Source organism: Streptomyces sp. NPDC044063, from assembly GCF_056434285.1.
In genome coordinates this window covers 410-20,709 of record NZ_JBWKFM010000020.1, presented here as the reverse complement: position 1 = coordinate 20,709, position 20,300 = coordinate 410, and the positions used below count along the sequence as shown (strand labels likewise).

16 protein-coding genes and 3 pseudogenes are annotated in these 20,300 nt (G+C 71.6%); 9 read left to right on the top strand and 10 right to left on the bottom strand.

What is annotated here, in order from left to right; translation table 11 throughout:
• Nucleotides 1-21 precede the first annotated feature (21 nt).
• Nucleotides 22-1,050 carry an NAD-dependent epimerase/dehydratase family protein gene (locus AC07BS_RS23310; protein ID WP_478643729.1) on the bottom strand — a complete coding sequence of 343 codons (1,029 nt, stop codon included), beginning with the start codon at nt 1,048-1,050 and terminating at the stop codon, nt 22-24.
• 224 nt (nt 1,051-1,274) lie between these two features.
• On the opposite strand from AC07BS_RS23310, the gene AC07BS_RS23305 reads away from it, so the two are divergent.
• Nucleotides 1,275-3,029: an ABC transporter ATP-binding protein gene (locus AC07BS_RS23305; RefSeq protein ID WP_478643732.1), complete on the top strand. Its 1,755-nt coding sequence runs from the start codon at nt 1,275-1,277 to the stop codon at nt 3,027-3,029.
• Nucleotides 3,026-4,819: an ATP-binding cassette domain-containing protein gene (locus AC07BS_RS23300; protein WP_478934178.1), complete on the top strand. Its 1,794-nt coding sequence runs from the start codon at nt 3,026-3,028 to the stop codon at nt 4,817-4,819. The genes AC07BS_RS23305 and AC07BS_RS23300 overlap by 4 nt, the downstream gene beginning before the upstream one ends.
• A 27-nt stretch (nt 4,820-4,846) precedes the next feature.
• Here AC07BS_RS23300 and AC07BS_RS23295 read toward each other — a convergent pair whose 3' ends face one another.
• A complete protein-coding gene (locus tag AC07BS_RS23295) occupies nt 4,847-6,052 on the bottom strand; it encodes a cytochrome P450 (RefSeq protein ID WP_478643736.1) in 1,206 nt (401 codons plus the stop codon).
• A gap of 290 nt (nt 6,053-6,342) precedes the next feature.
• Here AC07BS_RS23295 and AC07BS_RS23290 point away from each other — a divergent pair, with 290 nt between their 5' ends.
• From AC07BS_RS23290 to AC07BS_RS23280, 3 genes are read left to right on the top strand one after another with little or no spacing between them, the layout of a single operon-like run.
• The gene (locus AC07BS_RS23290) at nt 6,343-7,506 is read left to right on the top strand and encodes a hypothetical protein (RefSeq protein WP_478934176.1); all 1,164 of its coding nucleotides are present in this window, start codon (nt 6,343-6,345) and stop codon (nt 7,504-7,506) included.
• A gap of 36 nt (nt 7,507-7,542) precedes the next feature.
• Nucleotides 7,543-8,571 (top strand): prenyltransferase/squalene oxidase repeat-containing protein, encoded by a 1,029-nt coding sequence (locus tag AC07BS_RS23285; protein WP_478643741.1) that lies wholly within the window; start codon nt 7,543-7,545, stop codon nt 8,569-8,571.
• A complete protein-coding gene (locus AC07BS_RS23280) occupies nt 8,568-9,407 on the top strand; it encodes a Moenomycin biosynthesis protein MoeN5 (protein ID WP_478643743.1) in 840 nt (279 codons plus the stop codon). The genes AC07BS_RS23285 and AC07BS_RS23280 overlap by 4 nt, the downstream gene beginning before the upstream one ends.
• 4 nt (nt 9,408-9,411) lie before the next feature.
• Here AC07BS_RS23280 and AC07BS_RS23275 read toward each other — a convergent pair whose 3' ends face one another.
• Both AC07BS_RS23275 and AC07BS_RS23270 read right to left on the bottom strand, forming a co-directional pair.
• Nucleotides 9,412-9,804 (bottom strand): hypothetical protein, encoded by a 393-nt coding sequence (locus AC07BS_RS23275; protein WP_478643746.1) that lies wholly within the window; start codon nt 9,802-9,804, stop codon nt 9,412-9,414.
• A gap of 185 nt (nt 9,805-9,989) precedes the next feature.
• Nucleotides 9,990-11,519: a HEAT repeat domain-containing protein gene (locus AC07BS_RS23270; protein ID WP_478934173.1), complete on the bottom strand. Its 1,530-nt coding sequence runs from the start codon at nt 11,517-11,519 to the stop codon at nt 9,990-9,992.
• Between the two features lie 498 nt (nt 11,520-12,017).
• On the opposite strand from AC07BS_RS23270, the gene AC07BS_RS23265 reads away from it, so the two are divergent.
• Nucleotides 12,018-12,590, top strand: a complete 573-nt coding sequence (locus AC07BS_RS23265) for a class I SAM-dependent methyltransferase (protein ID WP_478934171.1) — start codon at nt 12,018-12,020, stop codon at nt 12,588-12,590.
• A gap of 16 nt (nt 12,591-12,606) precedes the next feature.
• Here AC07BS_RS23265 and AC07BS_RS23260 read toward each other — a convergent pair whose 3' ends face one another.
• The 4 genes from AC07BS_RS23260 to AC07BS_RS23245 all read right to left on the bottom strand — a co-directional run bounded on the left by AC07BS_RS23260 (nt 12,607) and on the right by AC07BS_RS23245 (nt 15,274).
• On the bottom strand, nt 12,607-13,125 hold the full coding sequence (locus AC07BS_RS23260) for a hypothetical protein (RefSeq protein WP_478934169.1): 519 nt from the start codon (nt 13,123-13,125) through the stop codon (nt 12,607-12,609).
• Nucleotides 13,029-14,207 (bottom strand): DUF4158 domain-containing protein, encoded by a 1,179-nt coding sequence (locus AC07BS_RS23255; protein WP_478934167.1) that lies wholly within the window; start codon nt 14,205-14,207, stop codon nt 13,029-13,031. Before AC07BS_RS23255 ends, AC07BS_RS23260 begins: the two co-directional genes overlap by 97 nt.
• A gap of 257 nt (nt 14,208-14,464) precedes the next feature.
• Nucleotides 14,465-14,680 (bottom strand): hypothetical protein, encoded by a 216-nt coding sequence (locus AC07BS_RS23250; protein WP_478934165.1) that lies wholly within the window; start codon nt 14,678-14,680, stop codon nt 14,465-14,467.
• Nucleotides 14,681-14,992: 312 nt separating this feature from the next.
• Nucleotides 14,993-15,274, bottom strand: coding sequence for a hypothetical protein (locus AC07BS_RS23245; RefSeq protein ID WP_478934164.1), 282 nt, complete (start codon nt 15,272-15,274; stop codon nt 14,993-14,995).
• A gap of 108 nt (nt 15,275-15,382) precedes the next feature.
• Between AC07BS_RS23245 and AC07BS_RS23240 the strand changes: the two genes are divergently transcribed.
• On the top strand, nt 15,383-15,844 hold the full coding sequence (locus AC07BS_RS23240) for a hypothetical protein (protein ID WP_478934162.1): 462 nt from the start codon (nt 15,383-15,385) through the stop codon (nt 15,842-15,844).
• 83 nt (nt 15,845-15,927) lie between these two features.
• Nucleotides 15,928-17,595: pseudogene (locus AC07BS_RS23235) on the top strand (ISAzo13 family transposase).
• Nucleotides 17,596-17,606: 11 nt separating this feature from the next.
• Here the strand turns inward: AC07BS_RS23235 and AC07BS_RS23230 are convergent.
• A pseudogene (locus AC07BS_RS23230) lies at nt 17,607-17,789 on the bottom strand (transposase); the annotation flags it as partial.
• A 119-nt stretch (nt 17,790-17,908) separates the two neighbouring features.
• Between AC07BS_RS23230 and AC07BS_RS23225 the strand changes: the two are divergent.
• Nucleotides 17,909-18,695 (top strand): annotated as a pseudogene (locus AC07BS_RS23225) (replicative DNA helicase); the annotation flags it as partial.
• Nucleotides 18,696-19,075: 380 nt separating this feature from the next.
• Here AC07BS_RS23225 and AC07BS_RS23220 read toward each other — a convergent pair.
• On the bottom strand, nt 19,076-19,633 hold the full coding sequence (locus AC07BS_RS23220; RefSeq protein ID WP_478934160.1) for a hypothetical protein: 558 nt from the start codon (nt 19,631-19,633) through the stop codon (nt 19,076-19,078).
• Between the last annotated feature and the right edge of the window lie 667 nt (nt 19,634-20,300).

Genomic DNA, 20,300 nt, shown 5'->3' with positions numbered 1-20,300 from the left:
CTCCGGTCGCGGGCACGGCGGTCATCCCGCCCGGGGTGCGGAGGCGGTCGCCGAGGCGTCGGGGGCGGCGAGGGCCGCGAGCGAGCGCGCCTGCGCGGCCAGGCCGTCGGGGAGCGTCGTCGCGGGGCGGTAGCCCAGGGCGTCCGCCGCCGTCGTGAGGTCCGCGAGGGTCTGTGTCGCGTCGCCGGGGTGGGGGCTGCCGTACTCCACGCGCGGGAAGCTCCCCGTCACGTCCGCCACGAGCGCCAGCAGTTCGTTGATGCCGGTGTTCCGTCCGGTGCCGACGTTGTACGTGCCGCTGGGCACGCGCCGGGCGGCGGCCGCGAGGGTGGCCCCGACGACGTCGCCGACGAACGTGAAGTCCCGGCGCGCCGAGCCGTCGCCGAGCACCCGCAGCACCCGCCCCTCGCGTGCCGACCGCAGGGCCCGGGAGATGAGCATGTCGGGCCGCTGGCGCGGTCCGTAGACGGTGAAGTAGCGCAGCGCCACCACGTCCGGGGCGCCGGCGTCGCGCCGCGCGTACGCCATCCCCAGCCGCTCGGCGGCCAGTTTGGTCACCGCGTACGGGGAGGCGGGGCAGGGCGCGCGGTCCTCGCGCATCGGGGTGCCGTCCCCGTCGCCGTACACGCTGGAGGACGAGGCCATGACCACGCGCGGCACGCCGAGCCGGGCGCAGGCCGCCAGGAGGCGCTCGGTGACGAGGACGTTGTCGCGGAGGTAGTCCGGGAAGGAGTCCCAGGAGGGCCGCACCCCCGGGCGGCCCGCGAGGTGGAACACGACACGGGCGCCGCGCAGCAGCGGGTCCAGGTCGAGCGTGGCGAGGTCCCCGCCGGCACCCCAGGACGGTGGACGCGCCGCGGCGTCCCCGTTCCCGCCGCCCCACCGGCGGTCGACGCCCAGGACCGGGACCCCGTACCGCAGCAGGGCCCGCGCGAGGTGACCTCCGATGAAGCCGGCGGCGCCGGTCACGACCGCGGTGCCGCCGCGCAGTTCCTCGCGCACCCCGGGGTACGCGCCTTCCGGTAACCCTGACAACCCTGATCCGCTCATCCGGTCGACTCCTCGGGCAGGGAGCGGTGCGACGGTCGGAGCGCCCGACTCTAATCAGTGGCCATGACAACAAACAAGAGAGCCTGCCGGCACCGGCCGTCGCACGGATGATCGACCACGGGGACCGTTGTCCGAGCGGACCGGCGTTCCTATCCTGGGTGGGTTTTCCGCAGCGGGGCCGACGGCGGCCGTACGCCGGCCGGCCCGGAGGGGAGCGCGAGCCGGTGACGTCCGAGGGAGTCCGCGCCGCCGATCTCAAGGCCTATCTGCTGATCCTTCGGGAGCAACTCGCCCCCCAGCGCCGCAGGTTCACGCTCCTCGCCGTGCTGCTGCTGACCGAGATCATGCTCCAGGTCTCCCAGCCCCAGTTCCTGCGCCACTTCATCAACGGCGCCCTCGGCAGCGCCGCCGAGGGCACCCTGCTGGTGCTGGGCGGCTGCTACCTGGCCACCGCGCTCGCCGGGCAGGCCGCCGCCACGGCGGCGCAGCACTGCGGGGTGACGGTGGCGTGGCACAGCGGCGACCGGCTGCGCGCCCGCCTCGTGGACCAGTGCCTGCGGCTGGACGCCGACTACCACCGCCGCCACCCGCCCGGCGAACTCCTCGACCGCGTCGACGGCGACGTGACGAAGCTGGCCGACTTCCTGTCCCGGATGGTGCTCGACGTGCTGGCCCAGCTCCTGCTCATGGTCTGCGTGCTGGCCGCGCTGTGCGCCCTCGACTGGCGGCTGGGCCTGCTCTACGTCCCGCTGTGGGGGGCGAGCCTGCCCCTGCTGGCCCGCGGCTTCGGCCGCGCGACACCGGACCTGGAGGCCGGGCGGCAGGCCAACACCGCCCTGCTGGGGTGGCTGGAGGAACGCCTCTCGGCGACCGAGGACATCCGGGCGAACGGCGCGGTGCCGCACGTCCTGCGGGACCTCGGCGAACGGCTCGCCGCGTACTCCGCCGCCGCGACCCGCGCGGCGCGCGCCGCGGTCCGCTGGCCCATGTCCGTCCAGGCCCTGTCCCAGCTCAGCTTCGCCTCCGCCCTGTTCCTGGGCACCTGGCTGCACCAGCGCGGGGACCTCTCGGCCGGGGACGTGCTGGCGTCCCTGTCCTACGTCATGCTGCTGCGCCAGCCGCTGGTGCGCATCACCCAGCAGCTCGGCGCCTTCGAGGAGGCCGTGGTGAGCCTGCGCAGGGTCCGGCGGCTGCTGGAGCGGCGGCCCCGGCTGCCCGACGGCACCCGCGAACTGCCGGCCGGCCCGCCGCCGGTCGCGTTCGACCACGTGACGTTCGCCTACCCCGGCGGCGGCACCGTCCTGTCCGACCTGTCGTTCCACTTACCTCCCGGCCACCAGCTCGGCGTGGTGGGCCGCACCGGGTGCGGCAAGTCGACGCTCATACGCCTGCTGTTCCGCTTCCACGACCCGGACAAGGGCGCGGTGCTGCTGGCCGGCCACGACACCCGCGCGCTGCGCCTGGCCTCGCTGCGCGGCCGGGTCGCGCTGGTCACCCAGGAGGTCCACATCCTCGCCGGAACCCTGCGCGACAACCTGGTCCTCTTCGACTCCTCGGTCGGCGACGAGCGGGTGCTGCGCGCCCTGGACGAGGTCGGCCTGACGCCCTGGTTCGCGACGCTCCCGGAGGGCCTGGACACCCCGCTGGGCGGTACGGGCCTCGGGCTGTCGGCGGGCCAGGCCCAGCTGGTGGCGCTCGTCCGGGCCTGGGTGCGCGACCCCGGGCTGGTGCTGCTCGACGAGTTCTCCTCCCGCCTGGACCCGCACAGCGAACAGCTGTTGCAGTCGGCGCTGCGGCGGTTCCTGGCCGGCCGCACGGCCGTCATGGTGGCGCACCGGTTGCAGACCCTGCGGGAGGTCGACCAGGTGCTCGTCCTCGGCGAGGACGGACCGCTGGAGTACGGCCCCCGCGAGGAGCTGATGGCGGACCCAGCGTCGGAGCTCGGCAGACTGCTGCGGGCCGGCGAGGTGATCTGGTGAGCCCCGCCGGCAAGACGCCGGGCATCGGGAGCCCCGTCCGGCTGATGCTCCGGCTGATACGCCGGCAGGCGCCGCTCTACGGCGCGGTGACCGCCCTGTGGCTGCTGTGGCGTGTGGGCACCTTCGAGGTGGGGCTGCTGCTGCGCGACGTCTTCGACCTGCTCTCCTCCGGTTCCAGGGGATCGGCGGCGTGGGGCCTGGTGGCGGCCGTCGCGGCCATCGAGGCCGCGCGCATGACGCTGCAGTTCGGCGTGGTCCTCGGCCGGCTCGAACCCCGGCTGCTGAACAGCGCCTCGGCGTCCCTGCGGGCCGCCCTGATGCGCGGCGTCCTGGCCCGCCCCGGGGCGCGGGGACCGCGCGGCGGCACCGGCGAGGCCCTGACGACCCTGTCCGCCGACGTGGAGGACGTCGCCTCGTTCGTCTCCTGGTCGCCGGTGAACATCGGCCGCTGGGTCTTCGCGGTCGCGGCGGTCGCGCTGATGCTGCGCACGGACGCGCTCATCACCGTGGGCATGGTGGTGCCGCTGGTCCTGGCCACGGCCTGCGGACGGCTGGTGAACGCCCGCTTCCTCGCGTACCGCAAGGCGAGCCGGGAGGCCACGGCGGCGGCGGGCGGCGCGCTGCGCGACACCCTCGCCGCCGTCCAGACCGTCCAGGCCGCCCGCGCCGAGCGGGGCGTCGGCGACCATCTGTCCCGCCTCTACCGGCACCGCGGCGCCCTCGCCGCCCGCGAGGAGCTCTTCGGGAGCCTGCGCACCATGCTGATGACCAACGGCGGGGCGCTGAGCACCGGCCTGGTGCTGATCCTGGGCGCCGGGCGGATACGCGAGGGGTCCTTCGGCGTCGGCGACCTGGCGATGTTCACGTACTACCTCCAGTTCCTCAACGAGGCGGTGAGCACCTTCGGGATGTTCAGCGCCAAATACCACCGCGCCGTCGTGGCGGCGGAGCACATGGCGCCGGCGCTGGAGGACGCGCGGGGAACGGACACGGCCCCGACGGAGACCGCCCGGCCCGACCCGCCGGGGGCGGCCGCTCCCCCGGACGACTCCCTGCGCCGGCTCGCCGCCACCGGCCTGACCTACCGGTACCCGGGCAGCGGCCGCGGCGTCATCGGCGTGGACCTGTCGCTGGAACGCGGCACCCTGACGGTGGTCACCGGCCGGGTCGGCTCGGGCAAGACGACCCTCCTGCGGCTGCTGCTCGGACTGCTGCCCACCGACGACGGCGTGCTGTACTGGAACGGCCGGCCCGTACCGGACCCCGCGGCCTTCATGGTGCCGCCGCGCTGCGCCTACACCCCGCAGAACCCCCGGCTCTTCAGCGGCCCGATCCGGGACAACGTCCTGCTCGGCGCCGACGCGGACCCCGCCGCGCTCGCCGCGGCCGTCGAGGCCGCCGTCCTGGGCCCCGACCTCAAGGCCCTGCCCGGCGGCCGGGACACCGTCCTCGGCGCCGTCGGGGCCGGCCTCTCGGGCGGCCAGGTGCACCGGGTGGCCGCGGCTCGGATGCTCGTACGCCGGCCGGACCTGCTGGTGTGCGACGACCTGTCCAGCGCCCTCGACACCGACACCGAGCACCTGCTGTGGGAGCGCGTCCTCGGCGCCCCCGGCGGCCGGGACCGCACGGCCCTGGTCGTCACCCACCGCCCGGCGCTGCTGCGCCGCGCCGACCGCGTCCTGGTGCTGCGCGACGGCGCCGTCGTCGGCCAGGGGCCGCTGCCCGAACTGCTGGAGGGCTGCCCGGAGATGCGGCGGCTGTGGCACCGCGGGGATCCGCCGGAGAGCTGAACGCGGGGCATTCTCACGGCCACCGCGTCACCACGTCACCGGCAGCTCCTCCAGTTGCCGCACCAGCAGGCCGTCCGTCCACGGCAGGTCCTCGGGGGCGGCGGCCAGGGCGAGGCCGGGGAAGCGCTCGACGAGCATGCCGATCGCCGTGCGCAGCTCGATGCGGGCCAGGCTGGCGCCCAGGCAGTAGTGGGCGCCGTGCCCGAACGACAGATGGGCGTTGTCGGTACGGCCGACGTCGAAGCGGTCCGCGTCGGGGAATCGGCCCTCGTCGCGGTTGGCGGACACCGGCGGGGCCAGCACCACCTCCCCCTCGCGGACCGTGCCCGTGCTCAGGGGCACGTCCTCGTACGCCACGCGCGGCACTCCCGTGTCACCGGGCATGTGGTAGCGCAGGATCTCCTCGACGGCGCCGTCGATCAGTCCGGGATCCCGGCGCAGGCGGTCGAGCTCGCCGGGGTGGCGCAGGAGCAGCAGCACACCGCGGGCGATCATGTTGCTGCTGGCCTGGTGGCCCGCGGTGATCAGGCCGCGCACCATGCGCCGCAGGTCGTAGTCGGTCAGCCGCTCGTCGTCGTCCCGCACCCGGATCAGCGCGTCCAGCAGCCGGTCCTCCGGGGCGCGCCGGCGCCGCTCGATGAGCTCGGCCACGTACTCCTCGTAGGCGCGGTGGGCCGCGGCCACCTCGTCCTCGGAGTAGGCCGTGACCGACAGCCGGACGTTGGCCCAGCGGTGGAAGAGCTCCCGGTCGCTCTCGGGCACGCCGAGGAGTTCGCACACGACGGAGACGGGCACCGGGAAGGCGTACCGGCGCACCAGGTCGGCCGGCGGCCCGGCGGCCTCGATGGCGTCGAGGCAGCCCTCCACCGACCGCCGCACATGCTCCTCCCACAGCCGCGCCCGGCGGGGGCGCAGTGCCTCCTGCACGACCTCGCGCAGGCGCAGCCGGCCCGCGGAGCGCCCGTTCGCTTCTTCTCCCTCGGCGCCCCGGGCGTCGTGGGGGCCTGGGTCCTCGGCGGGGATCGGCATGAACAGGTAGCGGTCGTCGCGGGCGAAGCGCGCGTCCGAGGTGACGGTGACGACGTCGTCGTAGCGGGTGGCCAGCCACACCTCGTGGCCGGTGGGGAGGCGGACGCGGGTGAGCGGGTCCTCGGCGCGCAGCCGCGCGTACTCGGGCGGCGGGTCGCCCAACGGGCCCGGCGGGTAGGGCAGATCGGCCGGCGATGTACTCATGGTCCCCCCATCGATGCGGGTGGGTACGGGGCGGCGGGCCCGGTCGGGGCCGCCCCCAAGAGTGGGCCCGCGCCGGACGCGGCGACAAGGGGAGGGGCGGGCCCCCCTCCGGCTCGGATCCGCGACCTGTGGCCGGATCTGTCGCCCCGTCCGCCGTCGCGCCCGTGCCAGAATGGGCGCCCTCCGGCGGAGGCGACCCGCCGGACCTCGACTCCCCGATCGGTGATCAGCGCCACGCCCGCTCCGACAACAGCCGCGCCACCCCGGCGCACTGAGAGGAGTGCCTACGGATGCGCAGGCCAGAACTCCCCCCGCGGGCGGCGGACACGCCCGGCTCCCCGCCTGCCGTGCCCCGCCCCGGTGCGGCCGAGACCGAGCTGCTGGTCCGGGCCGTCGTCACCGCCACCGCGCCGCCCGAGGGGCCGGGCGACCTCCAGGACGTCCTGCTGCGCGCCCTGTGCCCTGTCATGACCGGACACCCATATCCCGCGAACCCCGGGGAACCGGTCACCCTCGCCGAGCTGAACCGCTCGCTCGACGCCCACGGCCGGGACACCGAGTTCCGCACCTGGGTCGCCCTGATGCTGATCGTCGACGAGGTCATCCTCGCGCCGCTCACCGACGACGTCGCCGCGCGGGTCGCCACCTGGGTCGAGGGCGTGGGCGCTCCCCCGGGCCTGGTGGAGCTGGCGCGCAGCCTCGCGGGCGGGGACCCCTGGAGGGCCCTGACGGACTTCGAACGCGCCCACGGCCACCGGCCGCTGCGCCGCGACCACGAGGGCCGCCCGCTGGACACCGCGGAGGCCCTCGCCGCCGCCTGGCGTCCCTCCTTCGACGACCCGGGGCTCGCGGCGCGCTGGGAGGCGCTCGCCGACTGCCCGCCCGGTTCGCTGGGCCGCGCCGTCCACCGCTACTTCCTGGCCCGCGGCTTCCCGTTCCCCGGCCGGCCCGGCAGCACGCCCGCGTACCTCACACAGCACGACTGGGTGCACGTCGTCACCGACTACGGCACCACCCTCACCACGGAGCTGGAGGTCTTCACCCTCGTCACCCGGGCTCTGCTCGACCGCCGCGGCTTCGAGCTCCTCGCCTGGGTCGTCGGGCTCCATCTCATCGGCTACACGGGCCTGGCCGCCGCCCAGTTCGCGGCGCGGGGCGGCACGGTGTCCCGGGACGCCATGGCCGTCCGGGTGCGCGACGCGCTGCGGCGCGGCGCGCTGGTGCGCACCGACCTGCTCAGCGTCGACTGGTTCGCGCTGGCGGACCAGCCGCTCGGCAAGGTCCGGGCCGAGCTGGGCGTGGTGCCGAAGTCGGCGGCGGCGCTGGCCGCCGGGGCGGCCGGGCCGTTCGATCCCGGCGGCATCGACGTGTACCAGGTGGCCGCCGGGCGGCGTACGGCGGAGGCCGCCGGGCGCCCCTACGACGCGTACGGGGCCGAGCCCGAGCCGGAGTGACGCGACGGCCGTACCGGACCGACTCAGGGAGAGCACATGGCGCAGTCCAGCGGAGTTCCCCCACGCGAGGGCACCGGCGCCCGGGAACGGGCGTGCGCCTTCCTGCTCCGCTCGCGCGGGGAGGACGGCTGGTGGCGGGACTTCGACGTCAACGGCCCCAGCAGCACCTGGCTCACCGCCTACGTGGGCGCCGCCCTCGCCGGCACCGGCCTGCCGCACGCGGAGGAGGCCGCCCACGACGCCTGGGCCCTGCTCTCCGCACCCGGCACGGCCGACGGCGGATGGGGCTACGGCCCCGGCGCTCCCCCGGACGCCGACACCACGGCCTGGGTGCTGCGCCTGGCCGAGGCCGTCGGCCGCCACGACGAGCCCGCCGCCGCGCGCGGCTACGCCTTCCTCGCCCGGCACATCGGGCCCGACGGCGGGGTCGCCACCTACTCCCGGGAGGAGGCGGGGTACTTCTTCGACCGCCACCCCGTACCGGGCGGCTGGGACGGCTGGTACGCCTCGCACCCCTGCGTCACGGCCGCGGCGGCCGGCCTGCGCGCCCTGCCCGAGCGGGCGGCGCTGCTGCGGTACCTCGTCGCGCGCCGGCGGCCCGACGGCAGCTGGCAGTCCTACTGGTGGACCGACCCGGAGTACGCCACCGCGTTCGCGTCCGAGGCCCTCGACGGCACGGGCCCGACGGCGGACGCGGCACGCGCCTGGGCGGCCGGGCGGATCGACCGCGACGGGGCGGTGCGCACGGCGCGGTACGACGGCGGCTCGGCCTTCGCCACGGCCCTCGCCGCCCGTACGCTGGGCCTGTCCCGCGCAGCCGCCGACACGGCGGCCGACCGGGCCCGGCGCTGGTTGCTGTGGAACCAGCTGCCGTCCGGGGGCTGGGCGGGTTCCGCCTGGGTCCGGCTGCCGCCGCCCGCCCTGACCGACCCCGACGCCCCGTACGCGTGGCGGTACGAGGGGCGCGGCGCACGGGTGGTGGGCACGATGACACGGGACGGGGCGGGCCTGTTCACGACGGCGACCGCGCTGCTCGCGCTGCGCACCCACCGGGACCGGCCGTGAACGGCCCGGCGCTCGCCCACCGTTCCGTCCCCGCGCCCGGGCTGCTCGCCGAGTGGGACGAGGTCCACGCCTGCGTACGGGAGCGCCTGGGACACCTGCTGGCGGGCTGGGACGCCTCCCGCGCCCTCACCGACTACCTCCTCGGCCTGCGCGGCTATCTGCGCTCCCCCTACCTGCTCACCGTCTGGGTCCCCGGGTATGCCGAGCGCCGCGAGCTCTCCTGGGAACTGACCCTCCACGGCCTGGGGATGAAGCTCTTCGACGACCTGCTCGACCTCGACACCGAGCAGGACCGCTACGAGCTGGGCTACTGCCTGCTGATGTGGCAGACCGCCACCCGGCGCCTGGCGCGCCGCGCCCCCGACGCGCTGCGCCTCCTGGAAGTGATCGAGGAGGACTTCGTCCGCATCGGCACCGGCCAGGTCCGGGCCAAACGGCGGCCGGCGACCGACCTGGACCGGTGGTGGGCCGACGCCGAGCGCTACAGCGGCTCGTTCCAGGGCTGCTACGCGCGGCTGGCCGCCCTGGCCGGCGACGTACCGCACGCGGCCGAACCCGCCCGGGCGTTCGCGCACGCCTTCGGCATGATCACCATGGTGGCGGACGACCTCCAGGACTACCGCCTCAAGGACGAGCGCGAGGGCAACCTCGGCCATCTGCTGCTCACCGGCCGGGCCGCGCCCCGGGAGCTAGCGGCCCGGCTGGAGGACGCCCGGGCCCGGGCGGTCACCGCCGCGGGCCGGGGCCGCCCGGCGCACGACCTGGCGCCGGTCGTCGAGCAGTACACGCGCGATGTCCTGGACCGGATGCTGCCGCGCTACAGCACCCCGGCGTGAGCGGTCACGGCCGGTCGAGGGTGATCGAGTTGATCGGACCGAGATCCGCCCAGACGCCGTTCTGGGGCGCCATGTCGTAATTGCAGCCCGCACCGTTGTATCCGGTGCACAGGCGGGCGTGGGCGCCGCCGTACTGGTTGTTCAGGACCCAGTGCCATCCGTACTGGTTGCTCAGGTTGTGGGCCCCGTAGCTGTAGAAGATCAGCGACGGCGACGAAGCCGGGTTCTGGTTCTGCGGATAGACGCAGACCGCGCCGTACGGACAGCCGGCCCACGGCCCGTCGGCGGGTTTGGCGTCGGCCGTACCGACGGCCATGACGCCCGCCATGGCCGTGGCGACGGACAACGCCGCCACGCGGCGCACCGCCTTCTTCTTGATGGTCTCACGCAGTGTCATGCGGGATTCCCCCTCACACGTCACGAATGCCGAACCGTCGGTCACCCACCGCCCGTTGGCGATGGACACATCCGCCAGTCTCCTCAGCCCCGGCACCGCGTCCCAGCCCCTTCGCCGCTCCTCGAAACCGCGAGGTGAACACGGCCCCGCGGGTACGGGAGCGGGACGGGCGCGGCGGGGGCGCGCTATGCCGTGAAGGGCAGCGGGCCCAGCTCGAGCAGCCTCGCCCGCACCGCCGCGTCGGACGCCCATCCCTTGCGCAGCCTGCTGACGGCGCCGGCACGCACGTCCCGGTTCGTGTCCGTGCACGCGCGGTCGAGCAGCACCGCCCGCACGCGGTCGTCGCCGGCCCATCCGTCGCCCAGTCCGCACACCGCGCCGTAGCGCTCGAAGTCGGCATCACTGCGGGCCTGCTCGAGCAGCACGTCCCGCGCTTCCTCGTCGCCCGGCCATCCTTCGCCCAGCCCCATCGCCGCGTCGCCCCGCATGTATTCGTCCACGTCCTCGCGGGCCAGCTCGAGCAGGAGGGTCCGGACCGCCTCGTCGCCCGCCCAGCCCTTGCCCAACGCGGCCACCGCGGCGCTCCGCATCTCGAAATCCTCGTCCGATCGGGCGACCTCCAGCAGCAGAGCCCTCACCTCGTCATCCCCGGGCCAGCCGTCGCCCAGGGCCTTGACCGAGTCGTAGCGCAGGTCCATGTCCGTACCCGTCCTGGCCATGTTCAGGAGGGCGGTACGTGACGTGGGGTGCCGCGACCGGCTCTCGAGGAGGCTCCTGACAGCGGCTGCCCGCAGGTCGGCGTTGGAATGCGTCGCGGCGCGGGCGAGGAAGTCCACCTCGGGATCGTCGGCGACGCGATGACCGAGGTCGAGCGCGGCCCGCTGCTCGTCGCGGTCGTTGACCGCGGTGACCTTGGCGAGGGCCGCGGCGATGTCGTCGAGCCGCGACGGGGAAAGGAGGTCCTGCTGGAGCAGGACAGGCGGAGGGTGAGGGCCGGAGACAGCGTGGCCGGAGAGGCGCCGAAGCTCCGCTCCGGCGTGTTGCCAGAGGGCATCGAGACCACGACGTCGCTGATCGACGCGATCGAACTCTTTCTCCGCAGTGTGCTTGCAGGCGATGGCTTCGTCCCTCTCACGCTCACGGACATCGAGATCTCCGATGATGTCCCGGAGCGCGCTGATGATCTGCAAGAGCGTGTTCAGCAGCAGATGGGCATCGCTCAACGCCCAGCGCAGCCGCACTTCGGTGTGCTGGGCGCGCTCCAGCCGAAGCTGGAGCTGGAGGGTCGCCACGGTGGGCTCGCTCGGCGGGTTCGGTGACGGCGCGGCGGCCGGGACCCGGTCACGGTGCCGGCTGCGAGCGGCTTGGATCAAGGCCTCCGCCCTGCGGCACACCTCGCGGTGCCTACTGGGGTGAAGTCCGGCGGCATGGCTGGTGATCTCCAGGAAGACCCTCACGAAGTGGGGGGAGGGCACCCCCGCTTGTCCCCTGTAGAGCCGGTCGAGGTGGGATTTGGAGAAGTGCATCCGCCCGACCGGGTCGGGAGGAGGTGGACCACCGCCCGCGATCTCCCGAGCCTCCCGGTCCGCGCGTTGGCGAAAGCGCTGCTGGATGTCCCGCGTGTTCAGCCCCGCGTCCTGCGCTTGTGCGCGCAGCAGATGACCCAGCGCCACTCGGGGCTCGTCGTGCTCGTCGCGACGTTGCGGTGCCGTCATGTCCGGTTCCCCTGTTCCATGCCCCTGAGGTGTCCCCGAGGTGTCCCGGGACGGCTCGGGAACGTCCCGGAGCCGAGTGCGTCACCCGCGCGGACCCGGCGCTGTCCCTGCCCGTCCCGGTCACGGTTGGGGACACACGTGGTCGAGGACCATTCTTGCGGCAGCGGTCCCAGGGAAGACCAGTTTTCATCCACCGCACCCATGAGGGAGTCCTGTTGGCGCCGATCGCGTCCCCCGTCCCCGCGCTGTTGGAGGCGGCCGTCCCCGAATTCATCGGCGCCCTCGCCGCGACTCTCGTCACGAGCGCCGGAGCGTGGCTCGTCCGCAAGGTACGCGGACCCGCCACGGAAGCGGCAACCGAAGAGGACCCATCCGCCTGAAGGCGCATGGGGCACCGAGCTTGTCAGTGGGTGCCCGTAGCGTGGCCTCATGGTCGGTACAGGTGAGAACGCTCCCCGTCGAGGTGCTCCGCCCACCGCGGCAGTCCAGCCGTACTACGTGCACAACGCCGTAGGTCTCGGGCAGCGCTACGGCAGTGTCGCGTTCGAGGAGGTGCACGGTGGTGTGCTGGATCTCCTGCCCCCGGCCCCGGCGCGGGTGGTGGACGTGGGGGCCGGTACGGGGCGGGATGCCGCGGCCCTGGCACGGCGTGGCTATCGGGTGGTGGCGGTCGAGCCGGTGCGTGCGATGCGGGAGGTGGGGCAGCGCCTGTATCCGGGTGAGGGGGTGTGCTGGGTGGAGGATTGCCTGCCCGATCTGTCGCGGTTGGAGGGGGCCTTCGATCTGGCGTTGTTGTCGGCGGTGTGGATGCATCTGCCGGCGAGTGTGAGGGGGCGGGCGATGGGGCGGCTGGCGGGGTTGCTGGCTCCTGCCGGGTTGCTGGTGGTCTCGCTGCGGCGTGGTGCGCCTCCGGTGGACCGGGTGATGTTCGATGTGCCTGCGGAGGAGGTGGTGCGGGACGGGCAGCGGGCGGGGCTGGGGGTGGTGCGGCTGGTGGATGAGGGCTCGGACCGTCTGGGCCGTGCTGGAGTGTGGTGGCAGACAGTGGTTTTGCGTAAGGGGGAAGGGTGAGCGGCGTGCGGGAGTTCTACGCGCGGGATGCCTCGGCGCGGGCGTCGTGGCGGTTGGCGGTGTTGATGGGGGCCAATTCGCGTACGTACGACTCCGACCCCAGGACCGCCACCTCCCCGCTGCGGACCTCCTGGACCAGATAGAACAGGGTGCACACCTCGAAGTGCCGCCGGTTGATCTTCCCCGCGCGGGCCTTGTCGAACAGGATGCGCTGCCACACCTGGGAGGCGAACTCCGCCGAGACTGTCTTCGTCTCCTTGGTCCCGTCCTCCTTCTCCACGGTGTACGTCATGAGCGCCCACTGGCTGGTGCGGTGGGGCATCGCCAGGCAGAACTCCACCGCCTCCAGGACCGTGCCCTCGGCCGAGACCGACTCCATCTCAAGGACCTCAGCCAGGTCGAACAGGACGTTGCGGTGGCTCTTGAAGTGCCGCCACATCAGCGGGAAGTAGTTGTCGCCGTGGTGCGCGGAGACCAGCTCGTGGTCCTCCGACAGCGTCGCAAGGCCCCCGGCCCCCTCCAGCTTCTCCAGCACCGCCTTCCCGCACGCGGCATGCACCGCGTTCTTCTTGCGGGGGCTGGTAGGCAGGGTGACCGAGCCGCTGTCGAAACCGACCGGGCCCTTCGCGGCCTCCAGTACCTCACCGAGCACCGCGAGCAACCGCTCGGACTCGGCCCGGTGCCGCTGACGGATTTCTCCAGTTCCTCCTTGGCCTTCTTGGTAATCCGCGCCATACGCTTGCACGGCATCGTCACCAGCTCGTCCCGCGCCTGCACCTTCGCCATGTGCAGCATGCACACCAGCAACGCCGTCCGCTTCACCACACCGACCTTGCCCAGCTCAACCGCATCCAGCACCCGCGCCTGCCCGGCGAAGTGCTCCACCTTCCCCGGCGGCACCCCCTCAAGCCAGTCCGCCGTTGGCCCCAACAGCTCCAGCTTGTCCAGGTAGGCCAGGTGCTCGCGCAGATGGGACACCGACGGCGCCTTCGCCGGCCGCTTCAGCTCATCGAACCGGCTCCGCGACCCCGACACCACCCGCAGCAGCCCCAGCACCCGGGCAGTGCCCGCCTCATCGACCCGCCCGGCGATCGTCTCGAAGAACCCCGTGTTCACCTCGGTACGGATCGCCGAGGCCAACGCATCCAGCAGCGTATAGCCCAGCAACTCCAACCGCCTCCGCACCAGCGTCTCCAACGCCACATTGATCAAATCCGGCGGATTGTCCTTCGTCTGCACCGCCTCATAAACCGCCGCCGAGGCAATCCCTCGGGCCTTCTCCTTGTCGCACTCCACGTCAAGCCGCTCACGGATGATCGTGCGGTGATACCACAGCGTACGGTCCGCGTCATGCCGAGGCTGCACCTCCTCCCCCAGCCCCAGCAGCCCCCGTACGTGCCCGACCACCAGCTCCGGCACCTCATCCAGACCGGGGAAGTATCCCAGCCTCTGGAAACTCTTCAGCAGCACCACCAGCGCCAGCAGATGCTCCGGCGACCGCGCCTTGCCCCGCGCCCACGCCACCTCGGACGGGCCCGGGGTGAACGAGTCATGCAGCTCACGGGAGGTGATCGTGCGCTTAAAGCGCGGATACGCGGTACGTTGCACCGAAGCCATGCGCCGCATGGTCCACGCCGCTCGCCCGCACGGAGAACGCACAGCAGCCACCGGTAACCACGCCCCGGGCCTTGCGACCAGCAAAGAGACCGTCCAGAAGCCCCGTCGCGACGCATATGAACACCATCCGACAGGGTGATCAGTCGACGGGCCTCCAAGCGTCAGATCGCGCACACCGCAGCCCTATTGCCTGTTTCTGCCGTACTCCGGCTGCCCTCCGGAAAGAGCCAGACGCGAGCGTCCCATGCTCCAGCCGGCTACGCCCAGGTCCGTGAGGACGGGCGCATTCTGCGGGTCTTCCCGTTCGTGGCCACCGACGCCGACCTCGATGCGAACGCCGGCAGCGCTTCCTCGAGCGGTTGGCCCGGCGGTGGGCAGAACGACAGGCCGAGGAAGACGAGGGAGCCGCAGCCGAAGCGGATCAGGAAGGCGACGAGGAGGCCGAGGAGTGGTGCCTGGGCTGCATCCGGCATCACAATCATCCATGGTCTATCCGTGGCAGCACTCGCTGAAGTGCGACGGATAGAGCGTGAGAAGAAGTACCTGTGGCCGGCTCAAATCGGGTCGGCCATGGTGTGCTGGCAAAGCTTCGTCCACCAGCCGAACCGTCGCTTGTGGGACTACGAGAGCAGTGGCTGCGCGGAATGGGCCAGCTGAGGAGACCCCTGGCAGGCGCGTGAGCACCTCGAAGCGGTGATGCTGTTGATGTCCCGCGACGGGCGCGTGAGCTCCGCAGCCTGGTTGAGGCCCTCGACAGACGTTACTGATGCGAAGCAGCACCACTGTCACAGCTCGGGATCAAGACGTCCGGCACTCCTGCGGAAGTCGGGCATGCCGAGCTGGACTGCGGTGTGGCGGGCCGCGAGGTCGCGCATGATGGCAAGTTTCTGCTCGGCGGTGGCGAGGTCGGCCCCGATCGCGGCGACCTCACCGCGCCAGCCTTGTCCTACCTTTTTAGCGGGCGCGAGCCAGTCATTCGTAAGATCGGTAAGGCCCAGGAGGGCTGGCTCGGCGAGGTCGAGGGACTCCGGGTCAGCCTGGCTGGCGCGGAAGACAAGCTGGCTCAAATAGACAGACGAACTCCCAGCGGCACGGCGATCAACCTCGGCATGCCAGCATGGCCGCAGCTCAACCTACCCAGGAGGAGAGAACGGCTTCGCTGAGACAATCACGAGATGATCAGTAATGAGATTCGGTTCGACTGCCGGCACCGTGGCGACGGCGGCGCACTCGTGATCGTCCCCCGCATCGACGGAACACCACTCACCGAGCTGATCGACGGGTTCGAGATCGCGGCCGGGATGCAGCCCGCAGGCGACACCTACGGTGGTCTGATCCCGGCCTTCTTCCGGTTCGGCCCGGTGCAGGACCACTTCCTCGGAGGGTCTACCAACGCGATGGGGCCGAAGACGCCCGTTCTCGGTTGTGAATGCGGCGAGTGGGGGTGCTGGCCGCTCATGGCCCGCATCACCGCGACGGCCGACTTCGTGACCTGGGACGCCTTCGAGCAACCGCATCGCAAGACCCGCGACTATGTGGCATTCGGTCCGTTCCAGTTCGACCGTCACCAATACGATGACGCTTTGCGGGGCCTGAGCGCGGTGATCGGCTCCGACGCCGACGACACGCGCGCATGAGCACTACTGGGCGCGGCCTGCTGGGCTTAGGGCTTGCCGGGAAACAAGTCGTGGCTTCCATCTGTGGGGCTCGTTGTTCTGGTATGTGGAGACCGGAGGGGATCGAGGCCGGTCTGGCCGCGAAGTTCCAGGTGCTGTTGCCGCATCTGGACGAGCGTCAGCGTCGGCTGGCCATAGGGGCGGAAGCGCTGTCGCTGGGTGGGATCAGGCTCGTCGCTGCCGCAGCCGGAGTACGGGAGGGCACAGTCTCTCGCGGAGCGGCTGAACTGCATTCCGGTCAAGCTCTGTTGGGGCGGTCCGTCGTCCTGGTGGAGGCCGGAAGAAGCCTGTGGACCTTGATCCAGGGCTGCGGCCGGCGCTACTCACGCTGGTCGAGCCCGACGAGCGCGGCGACCCGATGTCGCCGCTGCGGTGGACGACGAAGTCGACCCGGAGGCTGGCAGCGGAGCTGACCCGGCAGGGTCACCGGGTCTCCGCCGACACGGTCGCCGGCCTGCTGCGGGAGGAGGGCTTCAGCCTGCAGGCCAACGCCAAGACCATCGAAGGCACTCAGCATCCCGACAGGGATGCCCAGTTCCGCGACCTCAACGAGCAGGCACGAGAGCACCGGGACGCCGGTGACCCAGTGATCAGCGTGGACAGCAAGAAGAAGGAGCTGATCGGCGACTACAAGAACGCCGGGCAGGAATGGCGGCCCGCAGGGCAGCCCGTGAAGGTCAAGACACACGTCTTTCCCGGCCAGGCCGAGAAAGCGATTCCGTACGGAATCTACGACATGGCCGCGAACGCCGGCTGGGTCAGCATCGGAACCGATCACGACACCGCAGCGTTCGCCGTCGCCTCGATCCGCCGCTGGTGGCAGGCCCGCGGCCGACACGACTACCCCCGCGCCCGCCGACTGCTGATCACCGCCGACGGCGGAGGCTCCAACGGCTACCGCACTCGCGGCTGGAAGACCCAGCTCGCTGGCCTCGCTGCCGGGACCGGCCTTGAGATCACCGTGTGCCACCTGCCGCCCGGCACATCGAAGTGGAACAAGATCGAGCACCGGCTGTTCTCCCACATCACCATGAACTGGCGCAGCAGACCCCTGACCAGCCATGAAGTCATGCTCCAGACCATCGCCGCGACCACCAGCCGCACCGTCCATGCCGAACTCGACAGGGGTGAGTACCCCACCGGCATCCGCGACAGCGACGACGAGATCGCCGCCCTACCCATCACCCGCCATCGCTTCCACGGCGACTGGAACTACACCCTCCACCCCCAGCATCCGATGGACGCGGCGACCACCGGCAGCACACCAGGCAAGGCCATGGCGGACAGACCGACTCGCCTCACGCGGCGTTCGCTCCAGGCCCCAGAAGTGACCGGGATGACCCGCCGACAGCTCAGCGAACTCATCGACTCGTTGACTCCAGCGATGGAGGTTCAACGCGAGCAAGTGCTCCGCACACGCCGAGGCCACGAGCGCCTGGTGGCCCCCCGTGCAGGCGCCACAGCCAAGCTCACCTCAGCCGACCGGGCCCTGGTCACCGTGCTCCACCTACGAAGACTCGCGACCATATGGACCTCCTGGGCCAGCTCTTCAACGCCACCGCCATGCCATCAGCCGCGCAGCGAAAGACGTCCGCCCCCTCCCGGAAGCCCACGGCGTTCACATCCCCGCCTCGACCGCCCGTTTCCGCACGCCAGCTGACATCGTCCGGTACCTCGACCCCGACAAAACCAAGATCAAACCGACGCGTTGATTCCCGGCCCCCTAACAGGAGCTACACAATGAGTTGATTTGCCTGAGGGTGATCAGGCAGCAGGCGAGTTTGAGGAGGGCTTCGTGGATGTCGGCGCGTCGTTCCCAGCGGATGCGTAGGCGTCTGAAGCCGTGGAGCCAGGCGAATGTGCGCTCTACCACCCAGCGGTAGACGCCCAGTCCGCTGCCATGGAAGACCGGCGAGCTGGCCAAAATCGGCGGCGCGGGCCTACCTGCACACGCTGGTCCAGCAGGTGCCCACTGCGGCGAACGTCGAGTACTACTCCGAGATCGTCTACGAAGCGGCCGTAGCCCGGAACCTCGTCGTGGCCGGTACAGCCATCGCCGCCAGCGGCTACACCCGTGACGGCGACGCCGAGGAGCTCGTCGAGCGGGCGCAGGAGCGGCTTTACGGGGTCGTCCGCCAGCGCGGTGACGACTCGCTGCTGCCCGCCAACCACGGCATGGACGAGACGTTCGACGACATTGAGGCCGCCGGGAAACGGAAGAAGGGTGAGCTCACCGGTGTGCCGACCGGCTTCACCGACCTGGACAGCCTCACCCTGGACCTGCAGCCCGATCAGTTCGTCCTCATCGCCGGACGCCCGGCCATGGGCAAGAGCACCCTCGGACTCGACATCGCCCGGGCGGCAAGCATCAAGCACCAGCTCTCCAGCGCCTTCTTCTCCCTCGAGATGGGCCGCAAGGAGCTCCACATGCGGCTGTTGTCCGCCGAGGGCTCCGTCGCCCTGCACCACATCCGCTCCGGTCAGCTGGACGACGCCGAGTGGGCTCGCCTGGGCAAGGCCAAGGCCAAGGAGCTCGAGGTTCCGGTCATCGCGCTCTCGCAGCTCAACCGCGGGCCCGAGCAGTGCACCGACAAGCGCCCGCAGGTCTCCGACCTCCGCGAGTCTGGCTCGCTGGAACAGGACGCGGACGTGGTGATCCTTCTGCCCCGCGAGGATGCGTACGAGAAGGAGTCCCCGCGCGCGGGTGAGGCGAACCTGATCGCCGGTAAGCACCGCAACGGGCCGACCGCGATCGTCACGACTGCTTTCCAGGGCACACTACAGCCATTTCGTGGACATGGCCCAGAGCTGAGCGAGCCCGTGACCCGCTGAGCCCGCGACACTGGCCGCTGCGGGTGACAGGCTGCCGCTCGTCTAGTCACACAGACCACGGCCTGGCTGCTCCCGCTGCGGGGCGGCCAGGCCGTTCGCTACAGATTCTAGGAGGGCTCGCCCCCAGTCGCTCAGCGCGCTCGTTTGCCGTACAGCCGCCGGTCCGGTCCGCTTGTGACCGGCTTTGCATCGTCGGGGAGCCCGACTGCACGTCGTTGCTGAACGGGATCCTGGCGGACGATGTGCTGGTTCGGCCGCTGCTTGCTCTGCGATTTGCGATCCAAGGCGCTCTTCAGGCGCTGCTCCTTATTGTGAAGCTTTTCGCCTTGTCGGGCCTGGGTTTTGCTGGTCGCTTGCGATTTACCGAGAAGGCGCCACGCCTGGCGGACTACTTCGCCCGCACTCGCGAGGAGGGCAGCTTGGGGCTTCTTGCTGGTGTTGCTTTTCGTGTCGCCGCTCATGAGCTGCCTCTTTCCCGATTGCGGCCCCGACCCCATACACGGCAAGCGCGCCGGCTAGCAGCATGACCGCAAAGTCGATAGTACGTCTCTTCGGGATGAGAATGTGGTTGTCATTTCGCTCGTACAGGTCGCGTTCGCTCTCGACCAGCATCCCGACGGTCTGTTCAGAAGGCTGCCCCTCGTAGAGGACCCGGAGAGGCTGGATGGTCAGCCTCTCGGCCTGCCTGATCTTGAACGATTCTTTTGTCCATCGCCATGGCCGCCACTGGGTGATGAAGCCTGTGCGGTCGAGCAAACAGGAGAACAGCAGGGCCAGGCTGAGAATCAGCATGACGATGCTGGCCACGAGGCAGATCGTGTTCACGTCACCGCCGACAAGGGCGATTAGAACGGCTTCGAAACCCAAAAGGGCTGCTGCCACCACGTTGAGTGAGTCGGTGACCTTGTACTGGTCCATCCGCTGGGCATGCGCCTGATTCAGCACAAGCCGCAGAGAGGATTCACCTGCTGCCGGAGGCGGGGAGCCTCCGTGGTGCGGATGAGTCATGGTGATTCGTCCTTCACACCTCTACGGCGCCGGGCTTCCGGCTCCCTCCAGCACCTTCCGGCTCGTCGGCTAGCGGCGCCACCCGGAGCGGAGCTGGCTGCGGCAGTCCGGGGCCAGCTGCATGAGCGGCAGCTGGTTCGCGCCGTGCCCACCGGCGGGAATCTCGCCCTGGTGGCGATCACTACCCAAAGAGCGCGGCATCCTCGTCAACTAACAGGCCCTTGCTCCGCAGCCCCAGGTGGTGCCCACGGCCCGCGCCGTGGGCACACCCCTGCTGTTCAGAGCCCCTCTCAACACGATTCGAGCTCAGTTGGTCTTGCCCCCGGCGCGCTGCTGGCCAGGGTTGTAGGGCTCGCTTGCACCGTGGGTTGGTCGGGGAACTACTGGTCATGAGCCGGACAGGACCGGGTGTGGCATCACGCAAAGGCCTGTTAGTTTCGCGGCCGAGAAGGCGCGGGGGGGGGGGGGGGGGGGGGGGGGGGGGGGGGGGGGGGGGGGGGGGGGGGGGGGGGGGGGGGGGGGGGGGGGAGAGGGGGAGGGGGGGGGGGGTGGGTTTCCCAATGGGCAAGGGCCTCGT

Bases quoted from the DNA above. Each gene is read 5' to 3' on its own strand.
- AC07BS_RS23310 (WP_478643729.1), bottom strand. From the start codon at position 1,050: ATGAGCGGATCAGGGTTGTCAGGGTTACCGGAAGGCGCGTACCCCGGG.
- AC07BS_RS23295 (WP_478643736.1), bottom strand. From the start codon at position 6,052: ATGAGTACATCGCCGGCCGATCTGCCCTACCCGCCGGGCCCGTTGGGC.
- AC07BS_RS23290 (WP_478934176.1), top strand. From the start codon at position 6,343: ATGCGCAGGCCAGAACTCCCCCCGCGGGCGGCGGACACGCCCGGCTCC.
- AC07BS_RS23285 (WP_478643741.1), top strand. From the start codon at position 7,543: ATGGCGCAGTCCAGCGGAGTTCCCCCACGCGAGGGCACCGGCGCCCGG.
- AC07BS_RS23275 (WP_478643746.1), bottom strand. From the start codon at position 9,804: ATGACACTGCGTGAGACCATCAAGAAGAAGGCGGTGCGCCGCGTGGCG.
- AC07BS_RS23270 (WP_478934173.1), bottom strand. From the start codon at position 11,519: ATGACGGCACCGCAACGTCGCGACGAGCACGACGAGCCCCGAGTGGCG.
- AC07BS_RS23255 (WP_478934167.1), bottom strand. From the start codon at position 14,207: ATGGCTTCGGTGCAACGTACCGCGTATCCGCGCTTTAAGCGCACGATC.
- AC07BS_RS23250 (WP_478934165.1), bottom strand. From the start codon at position 14,680: ATGCCGGATGCAGCCCAGGCACCACTCCTCGGCCTCCTCGTCGCCTTC.
- AC07BS_RS23240 (WP_478934162.1), top strand. From the start codon at position 15,383: ATGATCAGTAATGAGATTCGGTTCGACTGCCGGCACCGTGGCGACGGC.
- AC07BS_RS23220 (WP_478934160.1), bottom strand. From the start codon at position 19,633: ATGGACCAGTACAAGGTCACCGACTCACTCAACGTGGTGGCAGCAGCC.